We start from the raw sequence: 21,616 nt of genomic DNA on the forward strand, positions 1-21,616 counted from the left end.
ATGGTTCGACAACGAGTGCAACTGGAAGAAGAAGGACACCTCATGGCAATGATGCGCTTGGCGCGCGCGGGTTTGGCAGCAACTCTCGCGGTGGTGACGATGCTGGTCGGGTGTGACGACCAGCGCATCAAGGAACTGGAAGAAGGCCTTTCCACAGAGGTGGACGTGCGCGCCAAGTTTGGCGAGCCCGCCTACATCTGGCAGGAGTCCGACGGCTCGCGCACCTTCGAATACAACCGTCAGCCCATGGGCGCGCGCAACTACATGATCACCATCGGCACGGACGGCAAGATGAGCGCCTTGCGCCAGGTGCTCGCGCCGCACAACTTCGAGAAAATCCAGCCCGGCATGACTCAGGAACAGGTCCGCCGCATGCTCGGCATGCCCGCCAAGGCCATGCCGTACGAACTCAAGCAGACCGTGGAATGGGACTGGAACTGGATCGACCCACCGACAAGGCAGATGCATTTCACGGTGGTCTTTGGCCCCGATCACCTGGTGAAAAACAGCTACAGCGCCGAAAAGCTCCACGATGGACCATAAGGAGGGGCATCCCCCTGAGGCGCTGTCGCGCCTTCCCCCTTCTCTCTGCGTGCTTCGCACTCCGGGAAGGGGGACAACGCCAGCGGCCTGGCAAAGCCAGTTCCGCGGCGTTCGCTGGCATGGCCTGCTCCGCGGCCTTTTGAATCTTTGAGCACATAGCGCCACTGGCGATGGGCAGAGCCTTCGTTCAACGACGTCAGACATCTCGCGCAGTCGCGAGATGTTCCGGGCACGAGCAACGCGAAGTGCCGTGAATACCTCTTCCAGACTGACTTGCGGCAAGCTGTCTGAACGGAGCGCCTTCGGCGCGCAGAGAGTTTTGCCGCAGGTATTCGAGCGCGTTTTTGGTGACTTTTTGCGCGCAAGCAAAAAGTTACTGCCCAGCCGGGGGCAGTCCCGGCCTCAAAAACCAACCCCTCAGCAGAAGCAAAATCAGGTAGCAACAGTAACCCCGAGGTGACGGGCGAGCTCCTCTGGCTCAGCCACCGGCCGGAGCACTACAACAAGCGGTGAAGCTCGATAGCTCAGTGGGCTGCCTGAACGGCTTGCTCCGCACATTTCATCAAATCCTGTGCCCAGCGAACGCGGGGCGAGGTTCGCTGCCACAACAGGCCCAGCTGACGCGTCGGCAAGGGCTGCGCGCTTTGGAGTGGTGGCAGCGCGAGCTTGTGCAGCTCACGCCCCTGCACCAGTGTGTCTCCTACATCGGGCACGAGGCCGACGCCCAGTCCGCGCTCCACCATCATTGCCACGGCCATGACCGAGTTGAGCTCCAAGCAAGCATGGGCACGAACTTCCTGCGCATCGAGATAGCTTTGCGCCAATTTGCCGCCGGCGAGTGAGCGGTCGTAGCGCACAAGTGGGCGTTTGCGCAGCAACTCCAGCGGGTCGATGTGAGCATCCTTGGGCTGGCACAGCAGCACCAGTGTTTCTTCCCGCAGCGCAGACCAGCAGATGGTCTTGGGCAGGTCGAAAGCGGGCTTCAGGCAGATGGCCACGTCGAGCTCGCCCTGAGCCAGCGCGGTGTATAGCTTGGGCGTGTTGTCCACCGTCACATGCACTTGCACGCCCGGATTGCGCTGCAACAGGCGCTGCAGAACATCGGGAAGAAAGCTGTGCAGGACGGTGTTCAGCGTTCCAAGCCTGAGTTCGCCGCGATCTGCCTCGGAGGTGACCCAGTCGCGCAGCTCGTCGCAGTCCTGCAAAAGCCGCTGACCCTTCTCGAACAACCGTTCACCTGCAGCGGTAGGCCGCACGCTCCGGCCATGGCGTACCAGCAGCGTAGCGTCCAGTTCGCGCTCCAGTGCGCGCATCTGCTGAGCGACAGCGGCGGGGCTGATGCCCAACTGGCGCGCGGCGTCGGACATGGAGCCGAGCTTCACGACTTTCAAGAAATGGTGGATGTATCGAGTCTCCATATCCAACATTTTCTTCAAAATGAAGAAAGCGACGAGCAGTGTTTTTCCGCGTGCGGTCAAGGGACACTTGCGTTATCCATTCAAAGTTCAAAGGAGACCGCTCATGCGCTTTGCACCTTCACGCCGCCAGTGGCTGACATCGACGGTTGCGGCTGTCGCCACCGCGCAAATGCCCGCATGGGCGCAGTCACGTACGCAACCGGTGCGCTTGGTGGTGCCGTTCGCACCAGGCGGCGGCAACGATGTGCTTGCGCGACAGATGGCGCATGGGCTGACCGAGCAGTTCAAGATCAACATGATTGTCGAGAATCGCCCCGGCGCTGGGGGGAATCTGGGTACGGAATTCGTGGTGCGAGCAGCCGCAGATGGCGGCACATTGCTGCTTGGGCACACAGGCACAGTGTCGATCAACCCGGCGCTCTACGCGGGGCTCAAGTTCGATGCCACCACTGATCTGCAGCCGTTGGCGATGTTTGCGTCTTCCGCACTGTTGCTGGTGGTTCCTGCATCGTCGCCCCACAAGAACGTGGCCCAGCTGGTGCAGGCCCTGCGCAGCGGCAAGTCCAGATCGTTCAATTACGCATCCAGCGGTTCCGGCACGGGCGGTCATCTGACGGGCGAGCTGTTCGCACACGAGCTGGGCGTGAAGGCCACGCATGTGCCATACAAAGGAACGACGCCGTCGCTCACCGATGTGGCAGGCGGAGTGGTGGACTTCAGCTTTGGCGTGATTCCATCGGCCTTGGCCTTGATGAAAACGGGCAAATTGCGCGCACTGGCCATCACCAGCGCCAAGCGTCATGCGCTGTTGCCACAGGTGCCGACCATTGCCGAAGCAGGCGTTCCGGAGCTGGCAAAGTTCGAGAGCACGCTGACCTACGGCATTCTTGCGCCCAAGGGGACGGCAAACAACGTGATCAGCCTGCTTGGGGAGCAGATTCTCAAGGTGGCTGCCACACCTTCGTTTCAATCCAAACTGGGCGTGGAAGGTGCTGAACCGTTGTTGGGTGATGCGGCTGCATATGGTCAGCGCATCCGTTCGGAAAATACCAAATGGGCGGCGGTTATCAAAGCTTCCAACGTGCAGGTCTGAGGTGCGCCCATGTCATCCCTGATGCACGACTACCTGACTCCCGAGACGCCGCGTCCGCTGTTTTCCGATGCGCAATGGCTGGAGGCGATGCTGACCTTCGAGTCCCAGCTTGCTCAGGCCGAGGCGGAATGCAGCGTGATCTCGCAAGACGCAGCAGATGCAATCTCGCGCGCATGCGAGTGCGTCACCATTGACCGCGATACCTTTGTTCGACAGGCGCGGCAAAGTGGGGCGATCGGTGTTGCGCTGGTTCGCCCGTTGCAGCAATGGCTTTCCAGTCATGCTCCCGATGCCGCCCAGTGGTTGCATTGGGGCAGCACCACGCAGGATGTGGTGGACACGGCCAATGCGATGCTCACGCAGGAAGCGCTCAAGGATTTGCAGGCATCGCTGGGCGGGCTGTGCGCGCAATTGGAGCGGCTGGCGAACGAACATGCTGACACGCCGACGATGGCGCGGACACTGATGCAACCCGCGCAGGTGACAAGCTTCGGTTTGAAGTGCGCACAAATGGCCAGAGCCTTGGTCTGGCAATCCGAGCAATTGAAGAGCGCTGCACAGTCTGCGCTGGTGGTTCAATTGGGCGGCGCTGTGGGCAATCGCGCAAGCCTTGGAGACAAGGCATTGCCCGTGGAGAAGGCGCTTGCACGTCGTCTGCAGCTTGGCGTTTCAGGGAGCGGATGGCATACGCAGCGGGCTCCATGGATGCGGCTTGGCATGGAGGTCGCCGTCCTCTGCGGCAGCTTCGCCAAGCTCGCGAAAGACTGGGCTTTGCTGTCGCAGTTCGAAGTGGGAGAAATCAGCGAATCCACGCACGGAAGCACATCGAGTGCCATGCCCCACAAGCGCAACCCGGTGCACTGCATGCAGGCCATAGCGCTGACGCAGGCCGTGCCGCAGATGGCGGCGACGCTGCTGTCCTGCATGCCTCAAGCACATGAGCGAGCCTTGGGGGAATGGCAGGCAGAGGTCGCCCAATGGCCAGCGCTGTGGCGACATGCGATTGCTGCATGCAGTGCGCTGGAACAGGCAGCCGAAGGCCTTCAGGTACATGAGAGTCGGATGAAGGCCAACATCGATGCGTTGCGGCAGGTGATTTTTTCCGAGTCATTTGTGCAGGCTTTGGCTCCGCTGCTGGGGCAGGTGAAGGCGAGTGAGCTCGTGAGTGTGCAAAGCGAGCGGGCGCTGACCGAGTCGCGCCCATTGGGACTACTGCTGCAGCAATGGCTTGAGCATTCTGTCGAGTCTGGTGCCCCGCGCCATCAGGCCTACGAGATGATAAGCAGCGTGGCCGATTTGGATAACGCAGTGGCTGCGTCTGCACACGAATGCCGGAAATTGATGGAAGAATGAATGCTCCGTCTGCAAAGCCCACCATCTCGAATTGAACTCGCCATGCCCACTCCCTCCGAAACCTCCATCGAACAAGGCCTCATCAACCGCCGCCGCGTGCTGGGCGATGCCTGGGTGGACCAATCCGTCGCCAACGCCAATGCGGTCAACGTCGAGTTCCAGCGTCTCATCACGTCCTACGCGTGGGACCAGATCTGGAGCCGCCCCGGGCTGGATCGCCGCACGCGCCGCATCATGGTGCTGGCGATCACGGCGTCCATGGGGCGTTGGGACGAGTTCGAACTGCATGTACGCACCGGCCTGCAGGCCCCGCGGGGTGACGAACAGGCCGCGCCGCTTGATCTCGAAACGCTCAAGGAAGTGCTGCTGCAGACCGCTGTCTACGCGGGCGTTCCAGCGGGCAACACGGGCATGGCGATCGTGCTGAAGGTGGCGCGCGAGTTGGGGCTGGAGCTGGCACCGGCGGATTTTCACCAGCCGATGCCCTGAGCCTTTCATCACAGGCGGATCACGACCTTGCCGAGCGGTCCGCGTTGCAGATGTGAACACGCTCGGGGTGCAGCGTATGCCAGCGTTGTGAGGTCTGATGACGAGTGGGCATGGAGAAATTATTCATAGATGGATGAAAATCCGATAAAAACCAATATCTATGAATTTTTCTTGGAGAAAAACCAGAGTCCGCAGCGAAAAAACCACGCTGTAGCGCAATCGCATCAAAGAAAATATTCATAGATTTGCACAAATCGAGGATTTGAATAACATCTATGAATGCCACGCCAGAACACCAGTCCCGCCGAGTATCCGCAGGCCGTCCTGCGGCAGATTGAGCTGCTTGCGCAGAACATCGTCATCGCTCGCAAGCGGCGTGGCGAGACGCAGGCGCAGTGGGCCAAGCGGCTGGGGGTGTCCCAGCCCACGATGGCGCGCATCGAGCGCGGTGATCCGTCCGTGGCGATGGCGTCGTATGTGATGTGCATGTGGCTCATCAACCAGGCCGAGGGGCTGGCTGATCTGATTGCACCCGACCGCGACAGGGCGGCGCTGGAGCAGGAGGTTCGCAAGGTGCGCACTTCCGGTCGAAAGTCGACAGCAACGCAGTGGCCCGCAGCGCAAGTGCCAGCACCGACACTGCGTGTGATGGAGCCTCGGCCTTCGGTCGGCAAGGCCAATGCGGCTGGGCTTGCGGCGCTGCTCAACCCACAAGACCAAGCTGGTGGGATGAAGTCATGACGACCGCATTGCCAGACGGCGTGACCCCGCGCAGCTACGTTCCGCAGGACAGGCTTTTTCTCTGGGCGCTGATCAACCCGGCGCGGCCCATGCTGGTGGGCGAGCTGCAACTGTCGGCGCTGGTGCCCGATTGCTCCACGTTCATCTATGGCGCGCAGTGGTGGCATTTTCCATTGAGCGAGGACTTGCCGTTGCTGGCGGGGCAGGAATTCAGCGCAGGTGAGAAAGGCAGCGCGCCCGGAGCCATCGACGATGCGCGTCCTGATCGCTGGGGCGAGCGCATCATCCGCCATATCGACCGACCTGCGCGGCTGTCGATTCTGGAGATGCTGCTGTTTGCCGGTGACGATCGTTTTGGTGCGCTGGGCGTTTCTGTGTCGGCCGAGCAATACGTGCCGCGCCATCTCGGGCCTTATCCCCAGTTGCGCGACTTGGCGCAGTTGAATGCCGCCATCGAAGAGGTGCAGCACCAGTCGCCCGTGACCGACGCCATGCAGCGCCTGCTGCAACCCGGAGTCACGCTTGGCGGTGCGCGGCCCAAGGCGTTGCTGCAGACCGATCAAGGCCCGCGCGTCATCAAGTTCAGCGAACTTGATGACGCCGTGGACACGCCGCTCATCGAGCACGCAACGATGACGCTGGCCGCCAAGGCGGGCATCAGCGTGGCGCAAACGGCGGTGCTGCCCATACCGCGCAGCAAGTCACGTCATGCACTGACCATCGAGCGGTTTGATCGTCACGAAAACATGCGCTTGCATTGCCTTTCAGCCAGAACGCTGTTGCGCGCCGCAGGGCTGGAGGAGAGCTATGCGGCGCTTGCCTCCGTGTTGCTGCGCATTGCGCATCCGGACAGGCAGATCGCCATGCGCGAAGAGCTGTTCAAGCGCATGATCTTCAACATCCTCATGGACAACACCGACGACCACGAGCGCAACCACAGCGTGCGCATGATGCTCGATGGCTACTACGAACTCACGCCCGCTTATGACGTGGTGCCGTCGCTGCAGAATCTGGGTTATCAGGCGATGAGCGTCGGCAATTCAGGTGCGGAATCCAGCATCGACAACGCGCTTACGGCCATCAACGAATTTGGCATTCGCAGACCGCGCGCCATCGCGTTGATTCAACAAGTGGTGCGCGTCGTCGATCGCTGGAAAGCGCACTTCACCAAGCTGGGCGTGAGCGCATCCGACATGGAGTTGCTGCGCGCCAGCATCGACCGCGATGCGCTTCGGTTGCAGCGCAAGGCGTATTCCTGAGCCTTATCCCAGCGCCACCGCAAATGCCGCGCTGATGCCGCAGACCACTGCCGCGCAGGCCATCAGCCTTGGAAAATAGGGCAGAGCCACCACCACCAGCACGGCGCCCAGAGTCAGAAATCCCCACCAAGCGACAAAGCCCACGGTGGCGCCCAAGCCGGTGATGCAAGCCCACAGTGACGCGATGAGCAGGGCGCTGCCGATGGCTCGAAAAGTCCATTGTTGAAGTGGCGTGGGGGATCGTCTCCCCGTGACCTGCTCGCAGTGCCTGTCCATTGCCAGACACAGCGACAGCATTCCTGAAAAGCACAGTGCAGCAGTGCATGCGATGCTGAAGAAAAGTGGTGTCGTCATGCGCCGCCTCGCAAGCACCAGAGCAGCACCCCCGCGATGGCTGCAAGGCCCATCATTCCAAGCCAAGCACGCAAAGCGGTTCGCGCGCAGAACACCCAGAGGGCAATGACGGTGTAGATCACAAAGCTCAGCAGACTTGCCGTGAGCACGCTGTTGGCGCGCGAGACCCCCGCGACATGCGGCAGGGCCAGCGCGAGCACGGAGGACAGCAGTGCCGTGAGCGCGTAGCCGCCCAGGCTGGCGGCAAGAACACGGCTCAGAATGCCCAGGCGGTATGCGCCAGAAACAGTGCGCTGCTTCCTGGCCTTCATGGCGCAGCCCTTGGCTTGTGATGTTGCTTGCTGTGTTGTTTGCCGTATTGTTTGCAATGGACCCGCCATGCGAGATAAGCCAGGAGAACGCCGAGCAGCAGGGTGGTCAACTCGACCCACGCGCTTTGCGCATCGCCGCGTGTGGCGTAACTCACGACATGCTGTCCGGTCGTGAAGAAGTTCAGCAAAGGCAGGCCGATGCACAGCGCCGAGGCGAGTGCAAACTGCTCCACCCACGCGCGCAGGGCGGGGCGAATCCACGCGTGGACCAGCGCCAATCCGCACACGATGAGAAAGGCGCGGATCTCCCAGAGTTCACGACCTTCCATCGCTGCCGGTATGAGCCGATTGGCGTACAGATAGGCCACCGACGCGATGCCGATGCCTGCCAGCGAAGCCACGTTCATGGCCTCGACAAAGCGGTAGAAAGCGGGCGTTGCCTGGCCGAATTCCTGCTCGCTCTTGCGTCGGCGCTTGACCATGAAGAGAATGCCGCCCATCGCAATCATCGCCGTGCCCAGCAGGCCGCTCACGAAGTAGAGCCATTTCATGCTCCAACCGCCAAAGTGCACCACGTGCAGCGCTTTGATCATGTCGTGGACCTGGTCGGAGGAGAACTTGTCCGGCGGCTGGGCGCGCTGCACATTCAGCACCTCGCCGTTCACGCCGTCGAAACTGACGATGCTCGGCGGGTTGAGGACTGTCTGCGCAGCGGCATCCGCAGTGTCGGACTTCCCGAACACACGCACGGTCATGTGGCGGTCGCCCGGCTGATCGACCATCACCATGCGTGCGGGCCGGCCTGTCAATGCCTCTGCTTGTTGCAACAGCGGCTCCAGCGGCAAAAGATCTGCAGGCGTGCCGGTTCGTGGGCGTGCGGGGGCGGTGGCTTCGGGTTTGAGTTCCTTCTGAAAGCGCGCATGGGCTTGCGTTGTGCCATATGCCGCTTGCAATGGCTGCGGCATGTAGGTGGAGTAGAAAAACGCCACGCCGGTATAGACGATCATGAAGAGAAACGGCAGCGTGAGCACCGCCGTGGCGTTGTGTGCGTCCAGCCAGGATCGCTGTCCCTTGCCGGGGCGAAAGGTGAAGAAGTCCGCAAAGATGCGCCGGTGCACGACAACGCCGGAGACCAGCGTCACCAGTGCGCACATGGAGACAAAGCCGACGATCCAGAAGCCGATCATGTCGCCGTGCAGCATGTAGTGGAACAGCATGAAGTGCCGTCCGCCTTCGGTCTTGCGGCCCCAGGGCGCGGGCAGAATTTCACCCGTCGCCGGATGCATGACCGCCTGATGGTTGATGCCACGGCCTTCGCCGCTGCGCCAGGCCAGCAGCATGGCGTCGGCGGGGTGCTTCGGCAACTCGATGCGCCAGAACCGTGCATCGGGCGCTGCGTGTTGCAGATGCTGAACGGCGAGTTCGGTGATGTGGCGTTGCTCGCCCTTCTTCTCGTTGATGCTGGCGTTGGCGCCGACATCGACATGGACGGCCTCCAGCACGGGTCTGGCTGTCATCCATTGCGTGATCGCATCACGAAAGACGCTGATGCTGCCGGTCAGAAAAATGGCGCACAGCAGCCATCCGCACACGAGACCAATCCACGTGTGCACCCATGCCATGGTCTGGCGAAAACCTTCCTTCATGCGGACGCTATCCGACGCTCAACGCACTCAGAACGAGCCGCGCACGGTCAGCATCACATTGCGTGGTGTGCCGTAGTAGTTGCCGTTGCGTGTGCCGCCGATGATTTCCCAGTAGTGCTTGTCGAACACGTTGCCCACGTTGACGGCGGCCTGCCAGTTCTTGTTGATCCGGTAGGCTGCGCGCAGATCGAGAATGGCGCGGCCGGGATTCTCGATCGGCGGAACGGAGGAGTTGGAGCGGGCGGACAGGGATGCGCCAATCGTCCAGTCCTGCAGGTCACCCGGCAGGCGGTAGCTGGTGGCGGCACGCAGCAAATGCTTGGGCGTGTCGGTGCTCAGCGGCATGCCGGTCGGGTCCCAGGTTTTCAGGCGTGTGTAGCCTGCAGAGACTTCCCAGCCGCGTGCGATCTGACCGGCGGCTTCGAGGTCATAGCCGGTGCTGCGCATGGTGTCGACATTGCGGTAGCAATTGCTGGTCGAGATGCCGGGGCACAGACCTGCATTGGCGGTATCCAGCACGGCCACATCGCGCTTCTTGATGCTGAAAACGGAGAGCGCCACGTTGAGCTTTCCGTCCATCAGTTCCCCCTTCACGCCGGCCTCGTAGTTGGCACCAACGGCTGGTTTGAGCGCTTCTCCGGAGACGGTGAAATACTGGGTTTGTGGTGTGAAGGTGCTGGCGTAGCTGGCATAGAGCGACCATTCGCGGGTGAGGTCATAGACCACCCCTGCGTAAGGCGTGAACTCGGCGTTCTGCTTGTAGCTGTTGGTGATCGCGCCTGTCAGCTGGTTGGTCGCGCGGAAGTCATACCAGTTGAATCGCCCGCCCACAAGCAGGTGCAGCGGCTTGGCCAACTGCAGACGTGCGCTGCCGTAGATGCTCTTGCGCTTCTCGTGGTCGAACAGGCTGTTGGCGTAGGCGGGCGTGTCGGGCTCGGGCACCAGCGAGTGGTTGACGTTGTAGATGTCGACCGGAATGTTCCTGCTCAGTGTTGTCGAGCGAAAGCCGGACTTCACATCCGACCAGTCCGCGCCGAACATGGCCTGGTGCTTGCCGCCGAATGCCTCGAACGAGCCCGTCACGTTGGCATCCAGCCCATCGGCCTTGATGTCGCGATCCGTGAAATACAGGCTGGTGAAGGCTGGGCCTTTCAACGTGACCGGGTCCACCGCACCGCGAATTGTGCCGAGCTTCTGGGTGATGTCGGTTTCCCCGTGGCTCACGGTGACCTTGCCGCGCCAATCGCCATTGAAGCGGTGTTCGACCTCGGCGAAGACATCGTTGACGACGGCTTCGTGGCGGTTCCATTTCTGAGCGACCTGGGTGGAGCGCGCCACATCGATGGGGGTGTTGTTGGAGAACCAGGGCAGGCCGAAAATCGCATAGCCGTCGATGTCCACCTTCTGGTGGCGCAGGCCAACCGTGGCCTTGGTGTCGCGGGTGAGGTCCGCGTCGATCACGCCATAGACCATGGGCTCCTTGGAATGGGTCACGTCGTAGAAATACTCGCGATCCTGATAGGCCGCCACCACGCGGCCACGCACGGTGCCCGCTTCGTTGAGCGCACCACCCGCATCGATTTCGGTGCGAAAGTTGTTCCATGAGCCCGCGCTGAATGCCACGTCGAAATGCTTTTCCGCACGTGGGCGCTTGCGCACCATGTTGATCACGCCGCTCGGGTCGCCCGCTCCCACCACCACGGCACCGGCACCGCGAAGCACTTCCACGCGATCGAAGATGGCGGTATCGACCGGCACCCAACCCGTAGGGTTATAGGTGACGCCGGAAACGCCATCCAGCAGAAAGTTGGATTCGGGCAGCACATAACCCCGCATCATGTACACGTGCGCGCCGAAGTTGCGCTGCGACTTGGATGTGCCCGTGGTCTGCGCCAGCACGTCTTCCAGAGTCACCAGATTCAGATCATCCATCTGTTGACGGGTGACCACCGTAACGGACTGCGGGGTCTCGCGGATCGACTGCTCCATTTTTCCGATGGTCAAAGCGCGCGTGGTATAGGAGCCCGTGCCTTCGGTGATGGCGGCATCGCGGACGTTCGGCGCAGCGACCACATTCACGGTGGGCAGCGTGCCGTCGTGGCCGGAGCGCGCCGCTGGTGGGGGCTCGGGTGCCTTGCGCACGATGACGACTGCGCCGTCGATGTTGGCGACCAGGCCACTGCCTGCCAGCAACTTGTCCAGCGCCTCGCGCGCGGTCAGCGTGCCGGACACGGCGGGAGCCTGCTTGCCCACGACCAGTTCGGGCGGTGCCATCAACTGCAGCTTGGCCTGGCGCGCCAGTTCATTGAGGGCCGATCCCAGCGGCTGAGCGCTCACGGCAATGGCAACGGGTGCCGCAGCGGCTTGCGCGTGGGCAAGCGGTGCAGCGGCACAGGAGGCGGCGACGACCGCAATGGCCAGGGCCACGGGCGCGAGACGCGAGCTCGGATTCGACATCAGGACAATCTCCACAAGACTATTCAGTACAACTTCACTTCCTGTGCAGACGCATGACGCGCCAAGGTGTTGAGGTCGCTTTGGAGATTTTTTGAAAATTTTTTCAGCGATTGCCGACGCGCACAATTTCCATCTGTCCTGTGTCCGTGGGTTTGAGCCGCACGGCCAGCACTTGAGGGAGCGCCAGCGCAAAAGCGTCCAGTCGGCGCAGGTCGAAGCTGCCGTGCACGCGCAGTCTGGCGACTTGCGGATCACGCACCACCATCCTGGTCGGGCCGTAGCGTTCGAACTCGGTCAGCACCTGTGCGAGTGGAACGTCGTTGAAGCTCACCCGTCCTTCGCGCCAGGAAGCCTCGGCTCCCGGCGACGGGGTGATGGCACCCAGATGGCCTTCGGAGTCGGCGGCAATGGCCTGTCCCGCCGTCAGTAGCACTGCCGAGGCATCGTCTGTGGGAGTAGCCTGGATCTCCTTGTCGTCGGTTCCGCCATCGGTCTGCGCCACGCGCACCCGGCCCTCGGTGACGTTCACGCTGACACCGCCCTGATCCAGCCCGGTGCGGGTATGCCGCACCGAAAAGCGCGTGCCGACGACGGTGACGCGCACCGTTCCTGCTAGGACATGAAATGGCTTTTCCGGATCGCTCTGCACCGCGAACTGGGCCTGCCCTTCGGGCAAGCGCACTTCGCGCCGATGGCGGTAGAGCGTGACATCGGCCTGCGTTGCCGTGTCGAGAAACAGCGTGCTGCCATCGGGCAGGGTGATTTCCTTTTGCTGGCCGCGCACGGTGGCAAAGCTTTGTGTGAAAACCGGTTGCTGTTGCCAGGTCTGCCAACCCAACCAGCCACCACCGACGACCATGGTGACCACGCCCAGCATGGCGAGCCGGGGCACGAACTGTGCTGGCCGCAGTGGCAGCCACTGCGTCAGTCCGCCCAACCATGTGCGGCGCGGCCCGGGCGATGGTGTGGGCAGCGGCTGGGAGGCGTCGGCCTTCGGCAGTGCGGCCTTGAGGGCATCGACCCCATCCTGCGGCAGCGCGTCCATGCGGCCCCAGACGTCTTCGAGTTTCTCCAGTTCAGCGCCATGCTGTGGGTCGGCTGCCAGCCATTCCTCCAACTCGGCTTCTTCCTGCGCCGAGAGGCCATCCTGACGGCGGATCATCCAGCCCGCCGCAGCCGCTTCCACCGGGTCTTGCCCGGCGATGAACTGCTGAAAATCGAGCGCGTCCGCATCGCCGAACTGGGCCGAAGATTCGCTGGATTTCGCGGAATGAAAAGAGGGTTGCATGTGCTGGTGCTGGCTTCTTATGAAGTGTAGACGCACGACCGGGTGACAAGTGGAGGTCGGCGGCTCACTTCGCATCGGGAGACTTGCGGCCATGAAAGCGATCGTCGCAAGCCTTGCAGACCAGCACGCCGCGAATCACATGCTGGGCCACCATGTTGCGAGAAATCCCCATCTTGTCGGCCACTTCCTGGTGCGAGAGTCCATCGAAGCGGTTGAGGATGAACGCTTCCCGGCAGCGCGGCGGCAGGCTTTCGATGGCGGCAAACATCGCGCTCGCATACTGTGTGAATGCGTAGACCTCGTCGGGCTGCTGGCATTGGGGCTGTGCCGGCAATTCATCTTCGGTGAGCTGCTCAAGGCTTTCGTGATCGCGCACCCGGCTGCGACGGTGGTGGTCGGTGAGCAGATTGCGCGCCGTGCGATAGAGCAGGGCGCGTGGGTCGAGCACGGTTTCGCCAGACCGCCCGACCGCCAGAAAGCGTGCATAGACCTCCTGCACCAGATCGGCCGCCGCGTCACGATCCTTGAGGTTCTTGGCGCAGAAGTTCAGCAGTTCTCTGTAGTAGTGGACGGACACGGTTCACCGGCGAATGAGGATTCCCGGAAAACAAACGTCCGAGAGAATCTAGATGGAAATCATTCTCATTTTATACGCATCTGGTGAAAACGGTCTTGCAGCGGTCCTGGCCGTCGGATTCAGGCAGCGAGTGCGTTCTAAGGTGCCGGAGAGGGGCTTGGTGTCGCCCTGTTCGCGGGAGCGGCAGCACGCACGGGCGGCGAGTCCTGCAACGGCGCATCCTTGGACTCGCGATATTTGATCGTGATGCCGCTGTTGTCCTGCTTGGGCTCGTCGTCGTCGAGCATCGCGTCGGCTGCCTTGCCAACGCCCTTGCCGACGATGCGCACGGTGCCGATGGCGGCATCTGCGGCGAGGCCGACGACTGATCCTGCGACGCTGACCACGGTGCAGCCGCTCAGTGCGAGCAAAGCAGTGCCGATCAGCAGCCATGAAAAAGCCCCTCGGCTTGGGATCAGGCGAAGGGGCTTGTGTTGCTTCATGTCGAGCAAATCCGATCTCAGTGGATGCGCATGCCGGGCGTCGCGCCGGGGAAGGGCTCCAGCACGTAGATGCCGGGGTTGGCCTTTTCATCGGCGTGGCTTGCGGCCAGCACCATGCCTTCGCTGATGCCGAACTTCATCTTGCGCGGCGCGAGGTTGGCCACCATCACGGTGAGCTTGCCTTGCAGTTGCTCGGGCTTGTACATGCTGCTGATGCCGCTGAACACATTGCGCGTGCGGCCTTCGCCCACGTCGAGCGTGAGTTGCAGCAGCTTGGTCGAGCCTTCGACCGGCTTGCATTCCACGATCTTGGCGATGCGCAGATCGATCTTGGCGAAGTCGTCGATGCTGATGGTCGGCGCAATCTCTTCGCCGCCGGGCAGCACGGCCTCCACGACGGGCGCGGGAGGGGCTTCGAACAGCGATTCGAGCTGCTTGGGATCGACGCGCTGCATCAGGTGCTTGTACTCGCCGATCTGGTGGTCCTTGCCCAGCGGCTTGGCCACGTCGTTGAAATCTTCGGGCGGCACGATCAGGAAGTTGGCCACTTCGGCGGCCACTTGCGGCAGGATCGGCTTCAGGTAGATCGTGAGGATGCGGAAGGCTTCGATGCAGGTGGTGCACACGTCCTGCAGACGCGCTTCCATGCCTTCCTTCTTGGCCAGTTCCCACGGCTTGTTGGCGTCCACGTAGCTGTTCACGCGGTCGCACAGCAGCATGATTTCACGCACGGCACGCGCGGTGTCGCGGGCTTCGTAGGCGGCGATGATGGCCGGTTGCTGCTCGCGCATCTGGGCGATCAGCGCCTGGCCGTCTTCGCTCATCTCGCCGAGCTTGCCGCCAAAGCGCTTGACGAGGAAGCCCGCCGCGCGCGAGGCGATGTTCACGTATTTGCCGATCAGGTCGGCGTTCACGCGCGCCATGAAATCTTCGGCGTTGAAGTCGATGTCTTCGTTCTTGCCGTTGAGCTTGGCACCCAGGTAGTAGCGCAGCCACTCGGGGTTCATGCCCAGACTCAGGTACTTGAGCGGATCGAGGCCCGTGCCGCGGCTCTTGCTCATCTTCTCGCCGTTGTTCACGGTCATGAAGCCATGCACGCAGATCTTGGTCGGCGTCTTGCGGCCGCTGAACTTCAGCATCGCGGGCCAGAACAGCGTATGGAAAGTGATGATGTCCTTGCCGATGAAGTGGTACTGCTCCAGCGCCGGATCGGCCATGTAGGCGTTGAAGTCTTCACCGCGTCGGTTCAGCAGTTCCTTGAGCGATGCGAGATAGCCCACGGGCGCGTCCAGCCACACGTAGAAGTACTTGCCCGGCGCGTCGGGAATCTCGATGCCGAAGTAGGGCGCATCGCGGCTGATGTCCCAGTCGTCCAGACCTTCACTGGTCGAGCCGTCCGGGTTGGTGCGAACGCCGAACCATTCCTTGATCTTGTTAGCCACTTCGGGCTGCACATGCAGGCCGTCCTGCGTCCACTCGGTCAGGAACTCGACCGCGCGTGGATCGGAGAGCTTGAAGAAGAAATGCTCCGAAGTCTTGAGCACCGGCTTGGCACCGGACAGCGCCGAGTACGGATTGATCAGGTCGGTAGGCGAATAGACCGAGCTGCAGACTTCGCAGTTGTCGCCGTACTGGTCCTTGGCGTGGCAACGAGGGCATTCGCCCTTGATGAAACGGTCGGGCAGGAACATGTTCTTCTCGGGGTCGAAGAACTGCTCGATGGTGCGCGTCTCGATGAACCCGGCCTTCTTCAGGTCGAGGTAGATCTGCTTGGACAGCTCGTGGTTTTCCGGGCTGTCGGTGTTGCTCCAGTTGTCGAAGGCAATGTGAAAGCCGTCGAGATACTGCTTGCGACCCGCAGCGATGTCGGCCACGAACTGCTGGGGCGTCTTGCCCGCCTTCTCGGCGGCAATCATGATCGGCGCGCCATGGGCATCGTCGGCACCCACGAAGTTCACCAGACTGCCCTGCATTCGCTGCGCACGCACCCACGTGTCGGCCTGGATGTATTCCATGATGTGGCCGATATGGAAGTTGCCGTTGGCATACGGCAATGCGGTGGTGGCGAAAATCTTGCGTGCAGTCATCGGTTCAAACTTTCGATAAGCCTCGAAATTGTGGCAAATGGGCCATTGGGGCTATTCCGGGCGGAACCGTGCATTGTAAATGCGGATGTTTTCTCGTACGCGTCAGTGGGCTTGGTTGGGCACCATCCACCCGAAAAACGCGCAGATTTCCTCCCGTTTGGCCTGCACATCGGCCCGGCCCAGTTCCATCAGTTCCTGCGTGAAGCCGGTTTCGAACAGCAGATAGCTCGCAAGCGCCGCGCCGCCCACGGCGGGGGAGGTTTCGCCAGCGGCTGGCATTTTCACGCCGACGGCGCCCAGCAGGGTGCGGATGGTGATGGGCAGGTCGCCGATGTGGCGGGCGGCGATTTCGTCGATGCGCTGGCTGGGGGAGAGCACCAGCAGGTTCAGGGGGCGTAGCGGGCTGCGCGCGCGGGCTTCGGCGGGGATCAGCGAGAGGGTCTGGTTGATGCGTTCGGCGCGTTCGATGTCGACCGAGAGGGCGTCCAGAAAGATGCTGGACAGGGCGTGGCCGCCGATCTGGGCGAGTGACGGGTAGTTGGGCTGAACGCCTTGCGGCACCTGCGCTTCGGGCTCTTTCATGCGGCCTGCGCCGACGACCAGAATGCGGTCCGCGCCCAGGTGGATCACGGGCGCGATGGGCGCGGTCTGGCGCATGGAGCCGTCACCCAGATAGTGGATCTGGCCGCCGAAACCCACGGAGCGCGCGGGAAAGATGAACGGAATGGCGGACGAGGCCAGCAGATGGGCGTGGGTGACGTCGGTGTGCACGGCCTTGCGCTGGGAGCGGATCCACGGCGGGCGGGCGTCGCGCGACTGGTAGAAGGTGATGTGCTCGCCGGTGGTGTAGCTGGACGCGGTCACGGCCAGTGCGCTCAGGTGGCCTTCGCGGATCAGGCCGGGCAGGCGTTCGAGCCGCACCAGTTCCTTGAGCAGCCCGGCCAGCGGTTCGTTGTTGAGCAGCGCGTGCGGCCGCACCTTGCGCCAGCGGGCGACCGTCCAGCCGAGCGACAGCAGGGTCAGCCAATGCGCGCCGCTGCGCATCACGCTCAGCGAGTCGGCGCGGTAGACCTGTTCGGCATGGAAATTTTTCCAGACGCTGGCGAGATGCCGCACCGTGTCGTCGAAATGGTCGGCACCGCAGGCCAGCGCCGAAGCGTTGATCGCCCCGGCTGACGTGCCGCACATGATCTGGAACGGGTTGTGCTGGCGCGGCTGGCCGCAGGCGATGCGCAGGTCGGCGATGGCCTCCATGACACCCGCTTGATACGCCGCGCGGGCACCGCCGCCCGAGAGAACCAGTCCGGTGATGGGCGTTTGCGGTGCTTGCATGTTGGCAGTTCAGGTGAGGTGATCAGGCCTTGCCGCTTTTCGATTGGAGCAGCATGGCAGCCAGCGCGTCGCCTTCGAGCAGCAGCAGGCCATGCTCCTTGGCAAAGGCCCGCGCGGTCTCGCTGACAGTGCCTTGCAGCACCACATACACGCCGTACTGTGCCTTTAGTCGCACGACAGCGTCGTTGAGTTCCTTCAGCGGCTCGACGCCATGCGTGGCGGCCTTCCAGCGGCGGGCGCTGACCAGGGTGACGGTGCCCGATTTTTCAAGTCGCAGATCGGCCGCCCTGTCGGTGATGTGCTGAACGCTCTGGCCTTCGCTGGCCCAGGCGGCTTCGAGCGCGGCGGCAAACTGCTTCCACGACATGCCAGCGGCTTCGGCGCGGATGGCCTCGACCTTGGCGCTGCTGGGGGCCTTGAACTGTCGCCACGCGGCCATGCAGCCGATGATGAAGATCGGCGCAGCGCCCAGAGCGGCAAACGGCCAGATGTCCTTGGGCAGCAGGGTGCTGCAGGCCGCCACGATGGCGATGGAGATCACGAAACTGATCCACCACGGGGAACGCAGCAGGATTGCGAACAGGGAGTTCTCGGCCATCTTCAACTTCACGGGAAACCTTCTTCTTTGGACCTAGGGTCAGGGTAAATGACGGGATTTTTCTAATGCCACGCGCGAGCACGTGTGTTTCAGCTTGGATAGACTACCTGACTCTCGAGGAGTGAATGAAGTATGGCCATTACTGAACAGGGTCTCATGGAGGCTCTCGCCCAGGTCCGCGACCCCTACACAGACAAGGATTATGTGAGCACGCGCGCGCTGCGCAACGTGTCCATCAGCGGAGGCGACGTCGCCTTCGACGTGGAAATCGGCTATCCCGCCAAAAGTCTGGTGCCCGAGCTGCGCCAGAAGCTGGTTGCGGCCGCCAAGTCGCTGCCGGGCGTGGACAACGTCTCGGTCAATATCGTCACCAAGATCATTGCGCATTCGGTGCAGCGTGGCGTGCAGTTGCTGCCGGGGGTGAAGAACATCATCGCCGTGGCGTCCGGCAAGGGCGGCGTGGGCAAGAGCACCACCGCCGTCAATCTGGCGCTGGCGCTGGCGGCGGAAGGCGCGAACGTGGGTCTGCTCGATGCCGACATCTACGGCCCGAGCCAGCCGCTCATGACCAGCACCTCGGGCAAGCCCGAGAGCTTGGACGGCAAGCTCATGGAGCCCAAGCACAGCATGGGCCTGCAGATCAACTCCATCGGTTTTCTGGTGGACGAGGATCAGGCCATGATCTGGCGCGGCCCCATGGCCAGCCAGGCGCTGGAGCAGCTCATCATGCAGACGCGCTGGCAGGATCTGGACTACCTCGTCGTCGACATGCCGCCCGGCACCGGCGACATCCAGCTCACCATGTCGCAGAAGGTGCCGCTGACCGGCGCCGTGATCGTGACCACGCCGCAGGACATCGCGCTGCTCGACGCCAAGAAGGGCATCAACATGTTCCAGAAGGTCAATGTGCCGATTCTGGGGCTGGTGGAAAACATGGCGGTCCATGTCTGCACCAACTGCGGCCATGCCGAACATATCTTCGGAGAAGACGGCGGCAAGAAGATGGCCGAGCAGATGCAGATGGACTACCTCGGCGCGCTGCCGCTGGCCATGTCGATCCGCCAGCAGGCCGACAGCGGCAAGCCCACGGTGGTGGCCGATCCGGACGGCGACGTGGCGAAGATCTACAAGTCCATCGCGCGCTCGGTGGCGGTGAAGATCGCGCAGCAGTCGAAGGATTTTTCTTCCAAATTCCCGTCCATCACCATCAGCAAGAATACTTGACGGTGAATCGCCCAGACCGCCCCAGAGCGGTCGGGCGCCATTGAATCGAGGGCCGAAGGAGACAGCGGTGAGCGAGCAGAAGATCGAGTTCTACAAGGGCCCCGCAGGCGGCTGGGGGGCGCTCAACAGCGTGAAGAATGCGCTGCTGCGGCAGGACATTCCGCTCAAGGGCGCGAAGACGCTGCTCTCGGCCAATCAGCCCGATGGTTTTGACTGCCCCGGCTGCGCGTGGCCGGATCGCAATCACGCATCCACCTTCGAGTTCTGCGAAAACGGTGTGAAGGCCGTGGCGGCTGAAGCCACGGCGCGGCGTGCTGGCCCCGAGCTGTTCGCCAAACACACGGTGAGCGAGCTGGCCAAGCAAAGCGATTTCTGGCTTGAAGATCAGGGCCGCCTCACGCATCCCATGGTGTTCGATGCGGCCAGCGACAAGTACCGCCCGATTGCATGGGAGGACGCGTTCGCGATCATCGCCAAGCATCTGAACGCGTTGCCCGATCCGAATCAGGCGATCTTCTACACCTCGGGCCGCGCGAGCAACGAGGCCGCGTTTCTCTACCAGTTGTTCGTGCGCGAGTTCGGCACCAACAATTTCCCCGATTGCTCCAACATGTGCCACGAGCCCAGCGGCAGCGCCATGCGCCCGCAGATCGGCGTGGGCAAGGGAACGGTCGAGCTGGTCGATTTTGAACGCGCGGACGCGATCTTCATCTTCGGCCAGAACCCTGGCACCAACCATCCGCGCATGCTCGGCGAGCTGCGCGAAGCACACAAGCGCGGCGCGCGCATCGTGAGCTTCAACCCGCTGCGCGAGCGCGGGCTGGAGCGCTTTGCCGATCCGCAGGACAAGCTGGAGATGGCGACGTTTGGCTCCACGCCCATCAGCACGCATTACTTCCAACTACGCGTGGGTGGTGATCTGGCAGCCGTCAAAGGCATGATGAAGCATGTGCTGGAGCAGGAAGCCGCGCGCGGCGATGTGCTCGACCGCGCTTTCATCGCCGAGCACACCAGCGGCTTCGAGGCGCTGGCGCAAAGCCTGCGCGATGAATCGTGGCAGGTGCTCGAAGAAGAATCGGGCCTGACCGAAGCGCAGATGCGCAGCGCCGCCGACATCTACATCGGCGCGAACAGCGTGATCGCGTGTTGGGGCATGGGCATCACGCAGCATGTGCATTCGGTGGCGACCATCCAGATGATCGTCGGTTGGCTGATGCTGCGCGGCAATCTGGGCCGCCCCGGCGCGGGCGCGTGCCCCGTGCGCGGCCACAGCAATGTGCAGGGCGACCGCACCATGGGCATCTGGGAAAAGCCGCCCGCTGCCTTGCTCGACAAGCTGCAAGCGGTCTACGGTTTTGAGCCGCCGCGCGAAAGCGGTGTGGACACAGTTGAGGCCATTGAGCACATGCGCGATGGCAAGGCCAAGGTGTTCTTTGCGCTCGGCGGCAACTTCGCCGCCGCCACGCCCGACACCTACGAAACCTGGAAGGCACTGCAGCGCTGCGATCTGACGGTGCATGTCACTACCAAGCTCAACCGCAGTCATGTGGTGCACGGCAAGGAGGCGCTGATCCTGCCTTGTCTCGGTCGCACCGAGATCGACCTGCAGGCCACGGGCGCGCAGGGCGTGACTGTGGAAGATTCGATGAGCATGGTGCACATTTCCGTGGGCATCAACCCGCCCGCGTCGGAGCATCTGCTGTCCGAGCCCGCCATCGTCGCGCGGCTCGCGCATGCCACGCTGGGCGCGAAGAGCCGCGTGAACTGGTTGCAGCTTGCGGGCAACTACGCGCTGATTCGCGACGAGATCGAAAAGGTGTTTCCCGACTTCGCCAACTTCAACCAGCGCGTGGCCGTGCCCGGTGGCTTTCGCTTGCGCAATACGGCCAGCGAACGCGTGTGGACCACGGCGAACGGCAAGGCATCGTTCTACGCACACGATGTGCCGCGCGACACGCCATCGCATCGGGCGCGTGAACGCGTGCGCGACCAGATCGTCTTCACGCTGCTCACCACGCGCTCGCACGACCAGTACAACACCACGATCTACGGCATGGACGACCGTTATCGCGGCGTGTTCGGCCAGCGCCGTGTGGTGTTCATCCACGCAGAAGACATTCGCGCGCTGGGCATGAAGGACGGCGACTGGATCAACATTCGCACCGTCTGGGATGACGGCCAGGAGCGCCGCGCCGACGGCTTCAAGCTCGTGGCGTATGACATTCCGCGTGGCAACATCGCTGCGTATTACCCCGAAACCAACCCGCTGGTGCCGCTGTCTGCCGTTGCGGCGAACGCGGGCACGCCGACGTCCAAATCGATTCCCGTGGTGCTGGAGTCGGGCAGGGCGGCGGTGTGATTTCT

The 21,616-nt window shown here is 62.6% G+C and carries 20 protein-coding genes; 8 read left to right on the plus strand and 12 right to left on the minus strand.

Annotated features, from left to right (window positions below):
* The first annotated feature begins 42 nt into the window (after nt 1-42).
* The gene (gene bamE / locus G7048_RS16290; RefSeq protein ID WP_371747705.1) at nt 43-543 is read left to right on the plus strand and encodes an outer membrane protein assembly factor BamE; all 501 of its coding nucleotides are present in this window, start codon (nt 43-45) and stop codon (nt 541-543) included.
* A gap of 524 nt (nt 544-1,067) precedes the next feature.
* On the opposite strand, the gene G7048_RS16295 is transcribed toward bamE, so the two are convergent.
* Nucleotides 1,068-1,961 carry a LysR family transcriptional regulator gene (locus G7048_RS16295; RefSeq protein WP_166069147.1) on the minus strand — a complete coding sequence of 298 codons (894 nt, stop codon included), beginning with the start codon at nt 1,959-1,961 and terminating at the stop codon, nt 1,068-1,070.
* Between the two features lie 103 nt (nt 1,962-2,064).
* Between G7048_RS16295 and G7048_RS16300 the strand changes: the two genes are divergently transcribed.
* The 3 genes from G7048_RS16300 to G7048_RS16310 are packed head-to-tail and all read left to right on the plus strand — an operon-like array spanning nt 2,065 to nt 4,896.
* Nucleotides 2,065-3,054, plus strand: a complete 990-nt coding sequence (locus tag G7048_RS16300) for a tripartite tricarboxylate transporter substrate binding protein (protein ID WP_166069148.1) — start codon at nt 2,065-2,067, stop codon at nt 3,052-3,054.
* A 9-nt stretch (nt 3,055-3,063) separates the two neighbouring features.
* Nucleotides 3,064-4,407, plus strand: coding sequence for a lyase family protein (locus tag G7048_RS16305; RefSeq protein WP_166069149.1), 1,344 nt, complete (start codon nt 3,064-3,066; stop codon nt 4,405-4,407).
* Nucleotides 4,408-4,449: 42 nt separating this feature from the next.
* Nucleotides 4,450-4,896, plus strand: coding sequence for a carboxymuconolactone decarboxylase family protein (locus tag G7048_RS16310; RefSeq protein ID WP_166069150.1), 447 nt, complete (start codon nt 4,450-4,452; stop codon nt 4,894-4,896).
* Between the two features lie 19 nt (nt 4,897-4,915).
* Here the strand turns inward: G7048_RS16310 and G7048_RS16315 are convergent, their stop codons facing one another.
* Complete coding sequence (locus G7048_RS16315) at nt 4,916-5,182, minus strand: hypothetical protein (protein ID WP_166069151.1); 267 nt, start codon at nt 5,180-5,182, stop codon at nt 4,916-4,918.
* On the opposite strand from G7048_RS16315, the gene G7048_RS16320 reads away from it, so the two are divergent.
* The gene (locus G7048_RS16320) at nt 5,176-5,637 is read left to right on the plus strand and encodes a helix-turn-helix transcriptional regulator (RefSeq protein WP_166069152.1); all 462 of its coding nucleotides are present in this window, start codon (nt 5,176-5,178) and stop codon (nt 5,635-5,637) included. The two genes, G7048_RS16315 and G7048_RS16320, sit on opposite strands and share 7 nt — an antisense overlap.
* Complete coding sequence (locus G7048_RS16325; protein ID WP_166069153.1) at nt 5,634-6,896, plus strand: type II toxin-antitoxin system HipA family toxin; 1,263 nt, start codon at nt 5,634-5,636, stop codon at nt 6,894-6,896. Before G7048_RS16320 ends, G7048_RS16325 begins: the two co-directional genes overlap by 4 nt.
* 3 nt (nt 6,897-6,899) lie before the next feature.
* Here G7048_RS16325 and G7048_RS16330 read toward each other — a convergent pair whose 3' ends face one another.
* The 10 genes from G7048_RS16330 to G7048_RS16375 all read right to left on the minus strand — a co-directional run bounded on the left by G7048_RS16330 (nt 6,900) and on the right by G7048_RS16375 (nt 18,028).
* Nucleotides 6,900-7,250 (minus strand): DUF3325 domain-containing protein, encoded by a 351-nt coding sequence (locus G7048_RS16330; RefSeq protein WP_166069154.1) that lies wholly within the window; start codon nt 7,248-7,250, stop codon nt 6,900-6,902.
* Nucleotides 7,247-7,561, minus strand: a complete 315-nt coding sequence (locus tag G7048_RS16335) for a DUF3649 domain-containing protein (protein ID WP_166069155.1) — start codon at nt 7,559-7,561, stop codon at nt 7,247-7,249. The genes G7048_RS16330 and G7048_RS16335 overlap by 4 nt, the downstream gene beginning before the upstream one ends.
* Entirely contained in the window at nt 7,558-9,207 is a 1,650-nt protein-coding gene (locus G7048_RS16340) for a PepSY domain-containing protein (RefSeq protein ID WP_166069156.1), read from the minus strand. Before G7048_RS16340 ends, G7048_RS16335 begins: the two co-directional genes overlap by 4 nt.
* 27 nt (nt 9,208-9,234) lie before the next feature.
* Complete coding sequence (locus tag G7048_RS16345) at nt 9,235-11,664, minus strand: TonB-dependent siderophore receptor (protein WP_166069157.1); 2,430 nt, start codon at nt 11,662-11,664, stop codon at nt 9,235-9,237.
* Nucleotides 11,665-11,767: 103 nt separating this feature from the next.
* Nucleotides 11,768-12,952, minus strand: a complete 1,185-nt coding sequence (locus tag G7048_RS16350) for a FecR family protein (RefSeq protein WP_166069158.1) — start codon at nt 12,950-12,952, stop codon at nt 11,768-11,770.
* A gap of 64 nt (nt 12,953-13,016) precedes the next feature.
* The gene (locus G7048_RS16355; RefSeq protein WP_166069159.1) at nt 13,017-13,529 is read right to left on the minus strand and encodes a sigma-70 family RNA polymerase sigma factor; all 513 of its coding nucleotides are present in this window, start codon (nt 13,527-13,529) and stop codon (nt 13,017-13,019) included.
* Nucleotides 13,530-13,666: 137 nt separating this feature from the next.
* The gene (locus G7048_RS16360; protein ID WP_240933005.1) at nt 13,667-14,011 is read right to left on the minus strand and encodes a hypothetical protein; all 345 of its coding nucleotides are present in this window, start codon (nt 14,009-14,011) and stop codon (nt 13,667-13,669) included.
* 17 nt (nt 14,012-14,028) lie between these two features.
* Nucleotides 14,029-16,098 (minus strand): methionine--tRNA ligase, encoded by a 2,070-nt coding sequence (gene metG, locus G7048_RS16365; protein ID WP_166069161.1) that lies wholly within the window; start codon nt 16,096-16,098, stop codon nt 14,029-14,031.
* Between the two features lie 102 nt (nt 16,099-16,200).
* On the minus strand, nt 16,201-17,430 hold the full coding sequence (locus G7048_RS16370; protein ID WP_166069162.1) for a patatin-like phospholipase family protein: 1,230 nt from the start codon (nt 17,428-17,430) through the stop codon (nt 16,201-16,203).
* Between the two features lie 22 nt (nt 17,431-17,452).
* Nucleotides 17,453-18,028, minus strand: a complete 576-nt coding sequence (locus G7048_RS16375) for a restriction endonuclease (protein WP_166069163.1) — start codon at nt 18,026-18,028, stop codon at nt 17,453-17,455.
* Nucleotides 18,029-18,160: 132 nt separating this feature from the next.
* Between G7048_RS16375 and apbC the strand changes: the two genes are divergently transcribed.
* Nucleotides 18,161-19,252, plus strand: coding sequence for an iron-sulfur cluster carrier protein ApbC (apbC, locus tag G7048_RS16380; protein ID WP_166069164.1), 1,092 nt, complete (start codon nt 18,161-18,163; stop codon nt 19,250-19,252).
* A gap of 67 nt (nt 19,253-19,319) precedes the next feature.
* Entirely contained in the window at nt 19,320-21,611 is a 2,292-nt protein-coding gene (locus G7048_RS16385) for an FdhF/YdeP family oxidoreductase (protein ID WP_166069165.1), read from the plus strand.
* Nucleotides 21,612-21,616: the final 5 nt, after the last annotated feature.

The organism is Diaphorobacter sp. HDW4B (genome assembly GCF_011305535.1).
GTDB lineage: Bacteria > Pseudomonadota > Gammaproteobacteria > Burkholderiales > Burkholderiaceae_C > Diaphorobacter_A.